The following is a 14,372-nucleotide window of genomic DNA, read 5'->3' on the forward strand; positions in this document are numbered from 1 at the left end:
TGCGGCAGCCTGCTCCAGGCGCTGGCGCGAGGCCGCCTCCACATCGGCGATCCTTTGCAGCGCCGCCTGCAGTGCGTCGGAGGCTGTCGCACAACCTCCCCTTGGCGGTGGTCAAGAGGGCGCTGTCACGTTGTTGAGTGAGGAGGTGCCTGGCGGTACGTCGGGGCGTGGCGAGGTCGGGTTCCGGCCGCGTGTTCAGGGGGTGCTGGGCAGGCCGGCAACGCCGGTGACCTGGTCCCAGATGGCGAAGCGGACGGTCATCTCGGCTCGGTAGCCGTGTGCGCTCACCAGGTGACGTCGGGGTCTGAAGTGGGGTGAGATGCCGCTGAAGGCGGACAGGAACCGCTGGGCCCCGCCTACGGAACGGAAGCCTTTCATGGCGCGTTCGCGTTGCCGGGTGGGCTGGTGGCTGTTCTCGGCCCGGTTGTTCAGGCCCTTGTGTGAACGGTGCTCGACCAAGGGCATGACCTGGCGGTGCGCCGCGCTGTAGGAGCGGAGCTTGTCGGTGACGATGACCCGGGGCACCGTGCGGGTCTTCTTTATCAGGCGGCGGAAGAATCGCTGGGCTGCGGCCTTGTCCCGCCGGTTCTGTACGAGGATGTCCAGGACGTTGCCGGCGGCGTCGACGGCCCGCCACAGGTACTTCTGCTCTCCGTTGATCTTGACGAAGACCTCGTCCAGGTGCCACTTGTCGCCGGGCCGGGGCTGCCGGCGGCGCAGCGCGTTGGCGTAGGCCTGCCCGGACTTGGCGCACCAGCGGCGGACCGTCTCGTGGGAGACGATGACGCCGCGCTCGAGCATCAGTTCCTCGACCTCGCGGAAGCTGAGCGGGAAGCGGAAATACAGCCACACGCAGTGGGAGATGATCTCGACCGGGTACCGGTGCCTCTTGTACGACGGCGACACGATCCCCACGGACAACCCCTCCCGCATGATCAACCAGAAGATCATCCCACCCGCTCAGCCAACGTGACAGCGCCCCGGGCTTGCCGAACCGGCAAACGAACTCGTCTTCCCGGCAGGGTCTTCCGCATGATCGGCATTGAGCCAACGGAACGGCGGCAGAGGGGCTGTCCTGGCGCACAGCAGCACGACGATCCTGGAGGAGACGCATGTCGCGGCACGTCGCGGAGATCACTCACCGGTTGGTGTCCTCGCCGGGAGGCCGGATTTACCTAGCGGAGCAGGGAACCGGGCCGTTGGTGCTGCTCGTACACGGCTTCCCGGAATCCTGGTACTCCTGGCGCCACCAGTTGCCGGTGCTCGCGGCGGCGGGATACCGCGCGGTCGCCCTCGACGTCCGCGGCTACGGCCGCTCCTCCAAGCCGACCGCGACGGATGCGTACCGGATGCTCGACCTGGTGGAAGACAACGTCTCAGTCGTGCACGCCCTGGGCGAGGAGTCGGCCGTGGTCATCGGCCACGACTGGGGCGCCACCATCGCCGCGAACTCCGCCCTGCTCAAGCCGGAGGTCTTTCGCGCGGTGGGACTGCTGAGCGTTCCCTACACCCCGCGCGGCGGGCCCCGCCCCAGCGACGTCTTCGCCCAGATGGGCGGGGATGAGGAGTTCTACGTCTCGTACTTCCAGGAGCCGGGCCGCGCCGAGGCCGAGATCGAGCCGGACGTACGCGGCTGGCTCGCGGGCTTCTACGCGGCCCTGTCCGCCGACACCATGCCCCCACCCGGCGCTTCCGATCCGCACTTCGTCAGCAAGGCCGGCACGCTGCGGGACCGGTTCCCCAGCGGCCGGCTGCCCGCCTGGCTCAGCGAGAGGGATCTCGACGTCTATGCCGGGGAGTTCGAACGCACCGGCCTGACCGGAGCGCTCAACCGCTACCGGAACATGGACCGCGACTGGGAGGACCTCGCCGCCTTCGACGGTGCCCCCATCGCCCAGCCGTCGGTGTTCATCGGCGGCAGCCTGGATGCCTCCACGACCTGGCTGGCCGACGCGATCAAGGCATACCCGGTCACGCTGCCGGGCCTGGTCTCCTGCCACCTCCTCGAGGACTGCGGCCACTGGATCCAGCAAGAACGTCCCGCCGAGGTCAACCGGATCCTGACCGACTGGCTTGCCGCCCTGCCCGCCTGACGCACTCGCCCGCGTCGCCCAGTGCTGTCGAAACACGTGAACATCCGCACCACCCGGGAAGGCTCCCCCGCCTCCCGACCCGCTGTCCAAGCGCTGCTCATTCTCATGAACAGAGCCAACCTGGTGGTCGGCGTGCTGCTGGTAGGGGCCGCCCAGCACGAGCCGGGTCAGAAGCTTGTCGAACACGACCCTGTCCGGGACGCGGGGCCGATGACAGCCCAGCGGATGGACGACCTGGCGGCGCGGGATCAGCGCGTGGAACTGCTCCCACAGAGGGGCGGTGATGGAGGAGGGCAGGACGGGCACGTGACCTTCTGCTTGACCGGTGGTGATCGTGGACCTGTTGTTTCCAGGGCTGCGCCCGGCCAGCGGTCCGGCCGGGCGCAGCCCTGCCCAAGATCACCCGAGCGTTTCCTCCAGCACCGCGGCGGGCAGGGAGATCCGCCAGGCGACGCACCCGGCCGCGGCGAGCCCGGCGACGGCCAGGAGGCTGCTGGCGAGGAACGGGTCGGTGCCGTCCAGGGTGGGAGCGAACCCGATGCCGACGTAGAGCGTGATACCGGTGGAACCGCCCAGTTGGTCGGCGGCTCGCTGGACGCCGGAGGCGATGCCGGCGTCGTCCTCGGTCACGCCGGTCACCGCGACGTACTGCAGCCCGACGATCCCGAACCCCATCCCGGCCGCGATGAGCGTCATGGCCGGAATCATCGCCGGGCCGGTGGCCCCGAGGGAGGAGACCAGGGCGATGGCGGCCATCGCCAGCGCGGTGAAGCCGATCCCGGCCAGGACACAGGCCCGGGCACCCCACCGTCCGAGCAGTCGGGGCACCAGCACCGAGGCCGCGATCAGGGACACCGCCAGGGGCAGCATCGTCAGACCGGCCCGGAGCGGGCCGGCGCCCGACCGGTCCTGCAGGTAGTAGGTGAACAGCAGGAACGAGGTGGACAGTGCCGCGCTCAGCAGAGCGGTGGCGAGGTTGGCCAGGACGCGCGGCCGGTTGCGGAAGAACCGCAGCGGCACGAGCGGGTTCCGTGAACGGCGCTCGACCCCGACGAACAGGGCTCCGGCGGCCACCGCGCCGACCAGCGCCGCCGGCGGCAGCCAGGGCAGCGTGCCGTCCGCCTGTCCCGCCTCGACGACCCCGAGGGTGAACAGCAGCGGGGCCGTGACCAGCAGGAGCGAACCGGGAAGGTCCAGCGGTGCGGGCTCGGCGGGCCGTTCGCTCGGCACGAGAAGGGCCGCAGCAGCGAGCACGACCAGGATGAACGGCACGGACACCAGGAAGATCCACCGCCAGCCGAGCAGCTCGGTGATGATCCCGGAGACCACGAACCCGAGGACGAGGCCACAGCTCGCGACGGCCGCCCACACGCCCAGCGCCCGCGACCTGCGCGGCCCCTCGGGGAACATGAGCACGATCACCGCCATCGCCGCCGGAAGCGCGATCGCTTCCCCGGCGCCCTGCAGCAGCCGGGCTGTCACCAGCACGGCGAAGGAGGGCGCGAGCCCGGCCAGCAAGGACGCGGCGCCGAAGAGCGTTGTGCCGAGCAGGAGGATGCGGCGCCTGCCGAGCACGTCGCCCAGTCGGCCGCCGAGCATCAGCAGCCCGCCGCCGGTGATCGTGTACCCGACCACGACCCAGACCAGTGCGTGCCCGTCGACCCCGAAGTCGGCGCCGATCGAGGGCAGGGCGACGTTGACCACGGTCACGTCGACCGCGATGAAGAACTGCAGCATGGCCATGCAGCACAGCACCAGCCACGCGCGCACCGGGGACGATCCGTCCCGGCGCGAGGAGAGAATGCCTGAAAACACCGAGTGCTCCGTTGCCCAGAAGAAGTTCCGGGCAGCACGAACGTGCCGCTCCGGTTCAACCACGAAGCAGCAGAACGTTCAACAGAAGTGAGACGAACGTCCCGCCGCTAGCGGAGCGTCCTCGTCACCGCGGCACAAGCCGCGCACGAAGCACCGGACATGTCGCCGATGCTACCGGAGCCGACGGCAAGTGATCCTTCGTCACTCCGCCGCGGACCTACCAGCCACCCCCGCACCACACCCAGCCCCTGTCCCCCCGTCACGCCCGGCCGAGCCGGCGCCGTCGGACAGAACTCCCGCCTATCCGCGCGACCTCTAAGTCGCCTCGTCGATGCGGCCCGCGATCACAGCGATGCGCAGGGCCAGGAGGTCTTCGCCGTTGTGGCATCCGGCCCATCCAGCGCAGACGCGGGCCGTCCGGCCCAAGCGGACCGCCACGAGGCCGTGCATGCTGGATCTACGGGCAATACCGGAGACGTTGCCATGGTGACCCGGCCGCAGGAACCGGCGGCTGTGGGGAAGCCCCGACGAGAGTGAGGGACCGTGGCCGAACAGACACCGCCGTATCTCACGGACCAACCCCTGCAGGGCGACCTCGGACGGCGCATCGAGCGGCGGCGCAGGGAACTGGGGCTCACCAGGGAGGAAGTCGCTTTCCGTGCCCACATGGCCCCCAGCTACATCGCGCACCTGGAGCAGTCCAGCACGGCGGCACCGGAGGCGGGCACCCTGCTCCTGCTGGCCGGAGCCCTGCGGACCACTCCAACGGAACTCGGCGGCGGAAACGTCGACCTGCCACCCGGTATCGGGCGCGCCGCTCGCAGTCCTCGCCTCACCGAACTGAACGAGGAGGAGTGCCGCAGACTGCTCTCGACGCACGGCGTGGGTCTCCTGGCGGTGCCCACCGAAGCCGCACCGGTCGTCGTCCCCGTCAACTACTCCGTCGTCGACGACGCCGTCGTGTTCCGGACCCGGGCGGACTCGGTGCCCGCCCAGGGACGCGACCGCGAGGTGGCCTTCGCGGTCGACCGCGTGGACGACGCGTTGAGTCAGGGCTGGAGTGTCCTGATACGCGGGCGCGCCGAAGCCGTGACCGACCCCGACGCCGTACGCCGCTTCGCCGAGCTTGCCTACAGCGAGCCGTGGGCCGGAGGGGAACGCGACCTGTGGATGCGGATCGAACCCACCGCAGTCACGGGGCGCCGCATCGATACGTGGTGAGCTTCCCCCGGCAGGCGCCCGAACAGGTCCGCCGCATGAACCTGGCCTGCCGGACCTCCCGTCCCCGTCGGCCGGAGTTCGCGCTGCCCAGGGATCACCGGACGCAGGCGCGCTTACTGCTGCTCATCACTCCATGGCGAAGACGCCTCCGCATCCTCGCCGCGCGCCCCACCTGGGGCTGGTGGGGCCGACTGACGGGACCGAGCGGCGAGATTGTCCCCGCCGGGCCCGAGCAAGGGCCCTCTACCGGGCCGCCCGCCGGCCCCCGCGCTCGCCTGTCCGGCGGCCGCCTGCGTGACGCAGGCGGTTGACCAGCTAGCCCCTCCGCGCGGTGGTGGTTGTAGTGCCGGACGGCCGGGGCTGCTTGAGCATGGGCCTCGTTGTAGATCTGGCCGAGACCGAGGCCAAGTTCGTCATTGTGTGTGCCATGTGCTTGTGCGGCTCACGCCCGGGCAGCGGGTGCGGCCAGGTGCGGGTACAGCAGGGCCGGGTCCTCGTTGAGCCTGGCCTTCCACTGTGTGGTCCTATCATCGGCGAGGACCTCCAGGGAGCCGGCCTGAACGCCGTCCAGGGCTCGCTGGGCGATCACGTCGGGGTGCGACTTCTCGTCCTCGATGCCGGCCATCATGTCGGTGTCGACGCTGGCCATGACCAGCGCGGTGACCTGGGTGCCCTGGCCGACGAGTTCGTAGCGGATGCCGTTGGTGAGCGCCCAGGCCGCGGCCTTGGACGCCCCGTAGCTGTTGGAGTGCTCGTAGGCCATCCAGGCCATGACCGACAGCACGTTCAGCACGGCACCGCCGCCGTTGGCGGCCAGGACCGGCGCGAAGGCCCGCACCATCCGCAGGGGGCCGAAGTAGTTCGTCTCCATTTCCCGCCGGATGTCGTCCTCCGCGCCGTCGGTGAGCCTGGCGAAGGTCGACACCCCGGCGTTGTTGATGAGCAGTGTCGTGTCGGCGGCGACGGCCGCGGCTCGGGTCACGGACGTGTCGTCGGTGACGTCCAGCGCCAGTGGGACGATGCCGGGGAGGTCGGGGAGGGTTTCCGGCCTGCGGGCGGCCGCGTAGATCTTCTTGACGCCCCGGCGCCGCAGCTCGGTGACGAAGCTGTGTCCGATACCGCGGTTGGCGCCTGTGACCAGCGCAATCTCGTTTCGAATGTCCATGGCCGCTACGCTAAAGCCTCACGCCGACGTGAGAGTCAAGCGCGGGAAGGGGAAATGGGGCGATGAAGATCGGAGAGCTCGCGCAGCGGGCCGGGGTGAGCGTGCGCGCGTTGCGCTACTACGAGGAACAAGGTCTGCTCAGCCCGGAGCGCACACCGTCGGGACAGCGCCGCTACACCGAGGACACCGTCGAGGTGGTCCGCCTGTTCCAGCAGTTCTACGCGGCCGGCCTCAGCAGCCGTACCATCGCGGCATTGCTGCCCTGCGTGAACAACGGCCGCGCCACGGTCCCGCAGCGGCGCATGCTTCGCACCGAGCGTGACCGCCTCGCGGCCCGAGTCGAGGAGATGACGGCCACCCTCGTCCGGCTCGACCAGCTCATCACGGCTGCCGACAGCCACGGCGAAACGGTGTAGCGACCTGATCGTCGCCGTGGAGTAGCCGCACCGATGTGTCCCCTCGCGTTCGCGCAGGTCAGGCAGTGTTTCGACGATGGTGCGGCGGACGGCACTCGGGGTCGTCTCTTCGACGGAGGGCCGGATACCGGCCTCGGGGAGCAACAGAACAGTCATTACTGATTCCCAATGCTGTTGTCAACGCCTGGCTTGTGACTCGCTGTAGCGGCCTCAGCCGACACTGGCAACGCGGAGTGGCGGGCTGATCTCGAAGTGACGGCTGTCGCGTAGGAGTGCCCACAGGACGTTCAGGCGGCGGCGTGCGAGGGCGATGACGGCCTGCTTATGGGTCTTCTTCTCGGCCCTCTTGCGTTCGTAGAACGCCTTGGAAAGGGGGCAGTGTCGGGCGGCGACCTGGGCGGACAGGTAGAAGACCCGCAGCAGGCGACGGCAGTAACGGCGGGGTCGGCGCATGTTGCCGCTGATCCGTCCCGAGTCCTTCGGGACGGGTGCCAGGCCGGCGACACCGGCGAGGCGGTCGGCGGTGCCGAAGACGCTCATGTCGCCGCCGGTGTGGGCTATGAACTCGGCGCCCAGGACGGGTCCGAGGCCGGGCATGCTCAGGATGATCTCGGCGTGCGGGTGGTCGCGAAACCGGTCCTCGATCAGGGCGTCGGTCTCGGCGATCTCATCGTCGAGGGCCATCACCTCCCTCGCCGGCCTGGCCACCACGGCCGCGGCCGGCTTCTCTCCGGGAACGGCGGTGTGCTGGGCCTCGGCAGCTTCGACAGCGGTGGCCGCGACGAGCCGGTAGTTGCGGACCTTGCGGTTCTTCAACCAGACGGCCAGGCGGTTCCTGCCAGTCCGGCGCAGGGCGGCCGGCGTCTGGTAGCCGGTCGGCAGGACCAAGGACGCCTTGGAAGTGCTGTAGAGCAAGCGCGCACATACCCGTAACAACCGGATCGCTTCCCCCGTCCGGAAGGTCCGCAGCGCCAGGTTCGCTAGCCCGGACCCGGACTCGGAAGCCATCAGGGAGATAGACAACACGCACTTCCCGTCATGGCTCCAACAGACCAAGAACCTCGTCGCTGTCTCCGCAGGCAGTCCGGGCGCCCCGAAAAAGGCGACGTGCAAAGGGTGCGGGCGCGTCAAGCCTTCATCGAAAAAGTACTGCCCGGCCTGCGTGGAGAAGATCCGCACAGGCAAGCTCAAGCCTTGACCTACGGCCGGGGAGGAGGCTCCGCTCCCGACATCGCGCGGCACAGGGCAGAACCGGATGCGCGATGGGTCCGCGCGCGTAGGACGGTCTCATGGGTTCCACCGATGTACCTATCCGCAGGTCAGCGGGCCGGGTGGGGGGTCCTACGGCGGAGCGCCCCGGGCCCGTGGCCGCTCTACGGGATGGGCACCGAGGTGCACGCCGGATCTTCCACACAGGCCGCCACCCGATCCCGGTTGGCCTTGTTCCGCTGCTGCAGGCCCTCCATGTAGCGGTCGATCCGGTCGCCCTTCGGCAGGCCGTCGCAGGGGACCGGTTCGTCCTCCAGGCCGGCGTCCGGGTCGGCCTGGAGGACGTCCGCCCAGGCGTCGACACAGGCCTGTCGGGCGGCGGCCTGGTCGATGGTCGGCGTCGCGGTCGCGGTGGCGGTCGGGGTCGCGTCGGGCTGGTCGGGCTTGCTGCTGCATGCACTGAGAACCAGGGCCAGGACGGCGACGGCCATCGCGGTGGTGCGGGTGTGCATGGATCCCCCCAGGGTGTGAGTAGGTGAGGGGGCATCATGCCAGCGCCTCCGGGGCGGGCCCCTGTCGCGTGCGCGCGTGGGACGGTCCCGAAAGTCCCAAAACCCTGGGGCGGGTATCGCCGAGGTAAGCCCAAGAAGGGCCCTTCATGCGGTCGTGGTCGGGGAAACGCCTGCCTGAGCATGTGCCGCGCGCCCGCGCTCGTCGTTCTGGTCTTGGTGCTGCTCAGTCACGCCGGACGAAGAACAGGCGCGCCGCCACAGCCAACACCAGCCCGGCCGCGATGAGGTACAGGCCAAGATGTTCTTCGGGCACTGCCGGTGACCACACCTTCCAGGCCGACGGGGTGTAGCCGTCGGCCGCCAGGAAGGCCCCGTAGACCCTGGGGGGTGGGGTCTGGCCGCGCACCCACAGCAGGGCGCCTATGGCGGCGCAGGTCGCGGATATCGCATACAGGACCGTGGCGCAGCGCGGGGCCGGTCTGTTCACGGGTTCTCCGTAAATCTTTGTCGGTGTGGTGTGTGGATTCTCGCTGCCCGTACCAGTCACGTTCGCGCCGGGGTCATCGTGTCCAGTGCCCGTGCGTACAGCAGCTCTTCCGCCCGCACACCCCGCGCGGGCGCTGACAGTCCGGCCGGCCCCGGGTCCCCCAGCCCCGCATACACCGCGTACGGCAGCACCGGAACCTGCACGGGCAGCGCGCGGCACATGCTCAGGCAGGTGGCTTTGTATCTCAATGCGGGCTCTGGTCCACTTCCTGTGGTGTGCGCACGCTGAGTGACAGTGCTGCGGCCATCTGTCTCTGGCTCAACTTCTGTGGCCGTGCTCCGTGGACGGCCGCTACTCGAGGTCTGGGCCCGGTTGAAGGAAGTCAGTAAGTGCAGAGGCCAGTGCTTCGGGCGCCTGTTCGGCGACATGATGTCCGGAGTCGATGCCGTGGCCGCGGACGTTGCTGGCCCACCGGCGCCAGATCGCGCGGGGATCTCCGTACAGATCCTCCAGGTCGTCTTGAAGCGACCAGAGGACCAGCGTCGGGCAGGCGATGCGCGCACCGGCGGTGCGGTCGGCTTCCTCATGTTGTCGGTCGATGGTGAGGCCGGCGCGATAGTCCTCAAGCATCGCCCGGACCACGTCGGGATTGCGTGTGGCCTGCCGCCACTCTTCGTAGTTCTCCTGTCCCATCGCCTCGCGGTCGCCGCAGTACCAACTGTCGAGATCGGCGGTGATGACTCGCTCGGGGATGCCCGGCTGTGCGAAGAAGAACCAGTGCCACCACTGAGTGGCGAACTCGACGGTGATCCGCGACAGATGTTCCGTCAGCGGCAGGCAGTCCGCGAAGACCGCCTGGGAGACGGTCTCGGGATGGTCGAGCGTGAGGCGCAGCGCCACGCTTCCTCCGCGGTCGTGCCCGACGAGCGCGAACCGGCGATGTCCGAGGTGGCGCATCACGGCCACCACGTCCCCGGCAACCGCACGCTTGGAATAGCGCGCATGATCCGCCGTGAAGCGCGGTCCTCTGGAGCGCCCGTATCCTCGCAGGTCCGGGCACACTACCGTGTGGCCGGCTCGCACGAGCAGCGGAGCGACCCGGTGCCACGTCGCCGATGTGCGGGGATGACCGTGCAGCAGCACCACTGGCGGACCGTCCCCACCGAAGCGGACGAAGACGCAAGCCTCACCGACATCGATCTGCGCTGTCTCGAACCCCTCGAACACCCCGGCCTCCCTGGGCTCAGCTCACGTACCGCGTCTTACCGTCGGCGCGGTACCGGCATTCCCTCTTGCCCCGGCTGGCAACGGCCATGTGTCCGCTTCTACGATCGGTTACGCCAAGAGGACTCGTTTGCGCAGAAGTTCGAATCCTGCGCGGTCGAACATCTGGCGCTTGAGCATCTTGATCCGGTTGACGTGGCCCTCGACGACACCGGAGCTCCAGGGCTGTGAGAGGCCGGCGACGACGGCGTCGAGGTCGCGTTCGAGGTGTTGGGCGAACCGGCGGAGACTGGGCAGCTCGGTGGTGGCGGTGGCCGCTTCGACCCAGGCCGGCAGTTGGTCGCCTTGCAGGTGGGTGAGCATGTGGGCGAAGGAGCGCACGTGCTCGGCGAGTGCTGTCAGTTCAGGGCAGTTGGCCAGGACGGCCTTGAGGTGGAGCCGGTCGTTCTCGGTCAGGGCGTCGGGATGAGTGAGGATCCAGCGGGTGACGGCGCGGGCCGATGGCGGCCGGGGCCCGATCGGCTGGGGCTTGCGGCGCAGGGCCCGGCTGACGTAGTTGCGGACGTTGCCGTAACCGTGCGGGTAGCCCTGTTCCTTGATCTCCTCCCATAGTTTCCAGGCGTTGGTGCAGCCTTCCTGCCAGCGCTGATCCAGGTAGGGCTTGTAGGCGTCGAGCTTGGTCGAGCGGCTCTGCCACTGGCCGGTGAACAGCTCCTCTGAAGTGGCGGCGCGGGAGAAGCGCAGGATGGTGTTGAGGCCCATGCCGAGCTGCCGGGCGACGGACCGCTTGCTGTGCCCGGCGGTCAGGAGCGCGTGGATGGTGGCGTGCTTGGCGCGGGTGCGTTCGGCGAACCGGTGGCCCGTCGGCCAGGGCGATGACGCGGCCGGCTCCGAGTTCCCTTGCGGTTCGTCCCGCGGTGCCGGGGTGGGGCGCAGGCAGCCGCGGTGCCGGTAGACGCACTTCTCGGCGGCTTCGCCCAGGTTGTGCCAGAGGTGCCACCGGTCGGCGACCTGGAGGGCCTGCGGGGCGCCGCGGGTGGCGCCTTCGGCGAAGAAGGGGGCGCGGTCGCGGCAGACGATCTCGATGTCGGGCCGTTCGGCGAGCCAGGCCGCGAGCGTGTCCGCCTCCCGGTCTGGCAGGAGGTCCACCGGCCGGCGTGTCTCGACGTCGACGAGCACTGTTCCGTAGATTCGGCCTTTGCGCTGGGCGTATTCGTCGACGCCGACCACGCGGGGTGTGGCGGTGGGCGGGTCGGGCAGCGAGGCGATCAGTCTCAGCAGGGTGTTCCGGCTGACCGGTGCCCCGAAGGCGTCCGTCATCCGGGCTCCGGCTCGACCCGCGAGCGCGAGACCGACCGAGACCAACGTGGAAGGCAGTCGCTCGGTCCGTCGGCCGAACCGACGGGTGAGCCCCGGAACCTGCTCGGCAAAGGTCTGGCGAGGACAGGAGCTCTCCGCACAGACGAACCGACGCACCCGTAACGACACGACGACGCGCTTGCCCGCCGTCGGCAGATCATGAGGAAACCGCAGATAGGAGCCATGTATTCGCCCCGACCAGCGCCCGCAGCCCGGACAGGCCGCCCGTCTGGCCGTGCTCCGGGCCTCCACCTGGGCAACCGCGCCGGCCGCGTCGACCGACTCCACGGACACGCCCTCCACGGAGGAGAACAGCAGCTCATCCAGCTGCGGCCGTACTTCGTTTATGGCGCAGCACTGTCGACCACGCGGCATTCCGGCCGGGTAATTTTCGGACGACCTCAACCTCCATTAAACAAAGATCGACAGTCACGCTGCGTACGCGACCACAAGAAGTGGACCAGAGCCCCGGGGGAGTGACACAGCCACCCTGCCGTCCAGCAGCGGTACGAAGACGGTGCACAGGGCAGCGGGCGACAACCAAGGCCCGCGCCGGTGGACGTAACTCCTCTGCTCCCCGGCAGCGGGCCGGGTCCCGGCGTGACCGCCCGGTCAGCCGCCGAGCGCGGCGGAGGGTGCATCCCCGTTCTGGGCCTGCTGGGCCCGCTTGGCGAGCACCGTGGCCAGGTCCCGGACACCGTCCTCGTCGATACCGCCCTTGCCCGCGGAAGCCGCCTCGGTCCACAGCAGCGTCGTGCCGACCCGGGTCTGGGTCACGGCACCGGGCTCGCCGCGGAAGCCGGAGGAACCGAACCGGGCGTCGCGCTCCTCACCGATCGGACCGAGCCCGAACGTCTTCGCCCTCTGTCCCGCCCTCTTGCCGTAGTAGCCGTCCCAGAGCACGTCGTACGCCTCCCGGGTGGCCTGTTCGCTGTCGTAGGCGATGATCAGAAAGGTGACGGTGGCGGCGTTGTCGTCGTGCCGGAAGGTCGAGGCGCCGTAGAAGCGGGAGTTCTCGCAGCCCGCGTTGCCCTTGATGGGGCAGGCCTGCGAACGGTAGAGCTTGTCCATCTCGACGGCCGTGGGCCGAGCGGACTCCTCCCAGCCCGTCATGGCCTCGCCGTCCGGCAGTGTCTCCCGGACCTGTTCCTTCGTGAGCGCCACCGCCTTGCCGGTTCCGCTGTCGCTCTCCGCGCCGCCGCCACAACCGGTCAGCAGCAGTGCCGCCGCGGCCGCCGCGTACCACCGGTAGTTCCTCATGACCATGCCACCACCCCTCGGGTGGTGATCTTACGCGGACCGTCTTCGCGTAGAGGGCGCCGCCCACGAACCGGGATCGTCAACCGCCGTCGCGGGCGATCCTCAGCATGATCCCAGGGACCATTGCCGAGGTAATCGACAGAGCGGGCCGATCAGCTGACGTGCTAGGCACCAGCTCCGAGGTTGCGCCGGAGTGTTCCGCTGATCCGCTTGCACAAGGTGGTGGGTGTAAGGCCGCGTTCGACGCGCAGCAGGAAGCTTGCCGGGCTGGCTGCCATGGCCTGGGCGGCTTGTCGCCGTGCCCCCGTGATAACGCCGAAGGCAGCCACGGCGGCTGTGCCGACCGCACCGGTCAGGGTGCCCATCATGCTGCCGGCGACTGCGACGCTTGCTGCGCTGGTCAGAGCGACCGACGTGGGCATCTCGAACTTGGCACTGATGGCCGTGGTGACGGTCTGCAGACCGATCCCGTTCATCGCCTTGCGGAGGGCGTCTACCTCCGTCTCGAAGTCCCGGTGCACTGCCTCGCGCAGGTGTATGTCCAGTGCTTGTCGGCTGGGTATGTCGCCCACGGTCTCCCGCAGCGTCTTCGCAGTTTGCTCTCCTGACCGCCGCTGACGCCGAAGGCGCGGCGCAGTTCTAGCTCTCCAAGGAGGCAGCTGACCTGTCGGCCAAGCTGGCGAAGGCGGAACAGGCTGAGCGGGCGGCCGCGGAGAAGGCTCGCCAGCGTGAACAGCAGAAGACGGAGCGGCGCGCCGCAGCTGAACAGCAGAAGATCGAGAGCCGTCTGTCGACGACGGAGGGTCAGGTGCGCACGGTCATGAGGGAACTGCGGGCCCCGAAGCCGGAGAAACTGCGGGTTCTGCTGCTGGCAGCCGCTTCCGCCGGTGACCTGCGAGTTGGCCAGGAGCAGCAGAGGATTCGTGCGGCCGTGCAGAGTGCCACCCATCGGGACCTTGTCGAACTGGATCTCCACTCGGCCGCTACCGCGGACGTCTTCCTGGACGCGCTGACCCGGTTCCGTCCCCACATCGTGCACTTCTCCGGTCACAGCACGCAGGACCTGATCGCTTTCGAGGAAGGCGAGGACGGCTTCCACGAAAGTGCCATCGTCAGCGTCGGCGCCTTCGCCCGGGCCATCGCTGCCGTGGACGACAAGCCGCTGCTGGTCCTGCTCAACTCCTGCCACTCCGCGGCCCAGACCGGGAAGCTGATCGACACCGTGCCGTTCGCCATCGGAATGTCCGACACCATCGGCGATGTCGACGCCATCACCTATGCCGCCCGGTTCTACGCCGCCGTCGCCGACGGCCAGTCCGTACAGGCCGCCCACATCCTCAGCCGGGCGGCCATCGAAATGAACGGCCTGCGCGACCGCGACCTGCCGACCTTGACCTGTGCAGCGGACGTCGACCCCAACGCTGCGAAGCTGGTGACGCCGCCTCCGGAGTAGGACGTGGGTTTAGCACGGTATCGTGTGCATGAGCATCTGTTTTCCCGCGGATACGCGAGCGAGCCCGGAGCGACAGGTCCGGGCGCGCGGGCTGTTCGGGGCGCGGCTGCTACAGGTCGAACTCCAGGTGCTCGATGTCCGTGAAGCGAACCTCCTCC

At 69.2% G+C, this 14,372-nt stretch carries 13 protein-coding genes and 2 pseudogenes; 4 read left to right on the plus strand and 11 right to left on the minus strand.

The features are described from left to right. Nucleotides 1-195: 195 nt before the first annotated feature. A complete protein-coding gene (locus DEP02_RS08140; RefSeq protein ID WP_112466688.1) occupies nucleotides 196-933 on the minus strand; it encodes an IS6 family transposase in 738 nt (245 codons plus the stop codon). 179 nt (nucleotides 934-1,112) lie between these two features. Between DEP02_RS08140 and DEP02_RS08145 the strand changes: the two genes are divergently transcribed. Beyond that, entirely contained in the window at nucleotides 1,113-2,093 is a 981-nt protein-coding gene (locus DEP02_RS08145) for an alpha/beta fold hydrolase (RefSeq protein WP_112466674.1), read from the plus strand. A gap of 126 nt (nucleotides 2,094-2,219) precedes the next feature. Here the strand turns inward: DEP02_RS08145 and DEP02_RS34455 are convergent. Both DEP02_RS34455 and DEP02_RS08150 read right to left on the minus strand, forming a co-directional pair. Then, a pseudogene (locus DEP02_RS34455) lies at nucleotides 2,220-2,399 on the minus strand (IS5/IS1182 family transposase); the annotation flags it as partial. Between the two features lie 93 nt (nucleotides 2,400-2,492). Continuing rightward, the gene (locus DEP02_RS08150; protein ID WP_112466689.1) at nucleotides 2,493-3,836 is read right to left on the minus strand and encodes an MFS transporter; all 1,344 of its coding nucleotides are present in this window, start codon (nucleotides 3,834-3,836) and stop codon (nucleotides 2,493-2,495) included. Between the two features lie 615 nt (nucleotides 3,837-4,451). Between DEP02_RS08150 and DEP02_RS08155 the strand changes: the two genes are divergently transcribed. Beyond that, entirely contained in the window at nucleotides 4,452-5,129 is a 678-nt protein-coding gene (locus tag DEP02_RS08155) for a pyridoxamine 5'-phosphate oxidase family protein (protein WP_112466675.1), read from the plus strand. Nucleotides 5,130-5,571: 442 nt separating this feature from the next. Here DEP02_RS08155 and DEP02_RS08160 read toward each other — a convergent pair whose 3' ends face one another. Beyond that, nucleotides 5,572-6,294, minus strand: a complete 723-nt coding sequence (locus tag DEP02_RS08160) for an SDR family oxidoreductase (RefSeq protein ID WP_112466676.1) — start codon at nucleotides 6,292-6,294, stop codon at nucleotides 5,572-5,574. Between the two features lie 62 nt (nucleotides 6,295-6,356). On the opposite strand from DEP02_RS08160, the gene DEP02_RS08165 reads away from it, so the two are divergent. Further along, nucleotides 6,357-6,710 carry a MerR family transcriptional regulator gene (locus DEP02_RS08165; protein WP_112466677.1) on the plus strand — a complete coding sequence of 118 codons (354 nt, stop codon included), beginning with the start codon at nucleotides 6,357-6,359 and terminating at the stop codon, nucleotides 6,708-6,710. Between the two features lie 210 nt (nucleotides 6,711-6,920). Here the strand turns inward: DEP02_RS08165 and DEP02_RS08170 are convergent. The 7 genes and pseudogenes from DEP02_RS08170 to DEP02_RS08200 form a co-directional block, all read right to left on the minus strand. Beyond that, nucleotides 6,921-7,619, minus strand: a pseudogene (locus DEP02_RS08170) (transposase); the annotation flags it as partial. Between the two features lie 464 nt (nucleotides 7,620-8,083). Next, the gene (locus tag DEP02_RS08175; RefSeq protein ID WP_112466679.1) at nucleotides 8,084-8,431 is read right to left on the minus strand and encodes a hypothetical protein; all 348 of its coding nucleotides are present in this window, start codon (nucleotides 8,429-8,431) and stop codon (nucleotides 8,084-8,086) included. Between the two features lie 223 nt (nucleotides 8,432-8,654). Next, nucleotides 8,655-8,918: a hypothetical protein gene (locus tag DEP02_RS08180; protein WP_112466680.1), complete on the minus strand. Its 264-nt coding sequence runs from the start codon at nucleotides 8,916-8,918 to the stop codon at nucleotides 8,655-8,657. A 351-nt stretch (nucleotides 8,919-9,269) separates the two neighbouring features. Beyond that, complete coding sequence (locus DEP02_RS08185; RefSeq protein WP_112466681.1) at nucleotides 9,270-10,145, minus strand: alpha/beta fold hydrolase; 876 nt, start codon at nucleotides 10,143-10,145, stop codon at nucleotides 9,270-9,272. A gap of 108 nt (nucleotides 10,146-10,253) precedes the next feature. Next, nucleotides 10,254-11,876 (minus strand): ISL3 family transposase, encoded by a 1,623-nt coding sequence (locus DEP02_RS08190; protein WP_112466682.1) that lies wholly within the window; start codon nucleotides 11,874-11,876, stop codon nucleotides 10,254-10,256. A gap of 237 nt (nucleotides 11,877-12,113) precedes the next feature. Next, complete coding sequence (locus DEP02_RS08195) at nucleotides 12,114-12,761, minus strand: hypothetical protein (protein ID WP_232839011.1); 648 nt, start codon at nucleotides 12,759-12,761, stop codon at nucleotides 12,114-12,116. A gap of 164 nt (nucleotides 12,762-12,925) precedes the next feature. After that, entirely contained in the window at nucleotides 12,926-13,522 is a 597-nt protein-coding gene (locus DEP02_RS08200) for a DUF6236 family protein (RefSeq protein WP_332871933.1), read from the minus strand. A 59-nt stretch (nucleotides 13,523-13,581) separates the two neighbouring features. Between DEP02_RS08200 and DEP02_RS08205 the strand changes: the two genes are divergently transcribed. Continuing rightward, the gene (locus tag DEP02_RS08205) at nucleotides 13,582-14,214 is read left to right on the plus strand and encodes a CHAT domain-containing protein (RefSeq protein ID WP_232839012.1); all 633 of its coding nucleotides are present in this window, start codon (nucleotides 13,582-13,584) and stop codon (nucleotides 14,212-14,214) included. Nucleotides 14,215-14,372: the final 158 nt, after the last annotated feature.

The sequence above is a fragment of the Streptomyces triticisoli genome, from assembly GCF_003270085.1.
Lineage (GTDB): Bacteria > Actinomycetota > Actinomycetes > Streptomycetales > Streptomycetaceae > Streptomyces > Streptomyces triticisoli.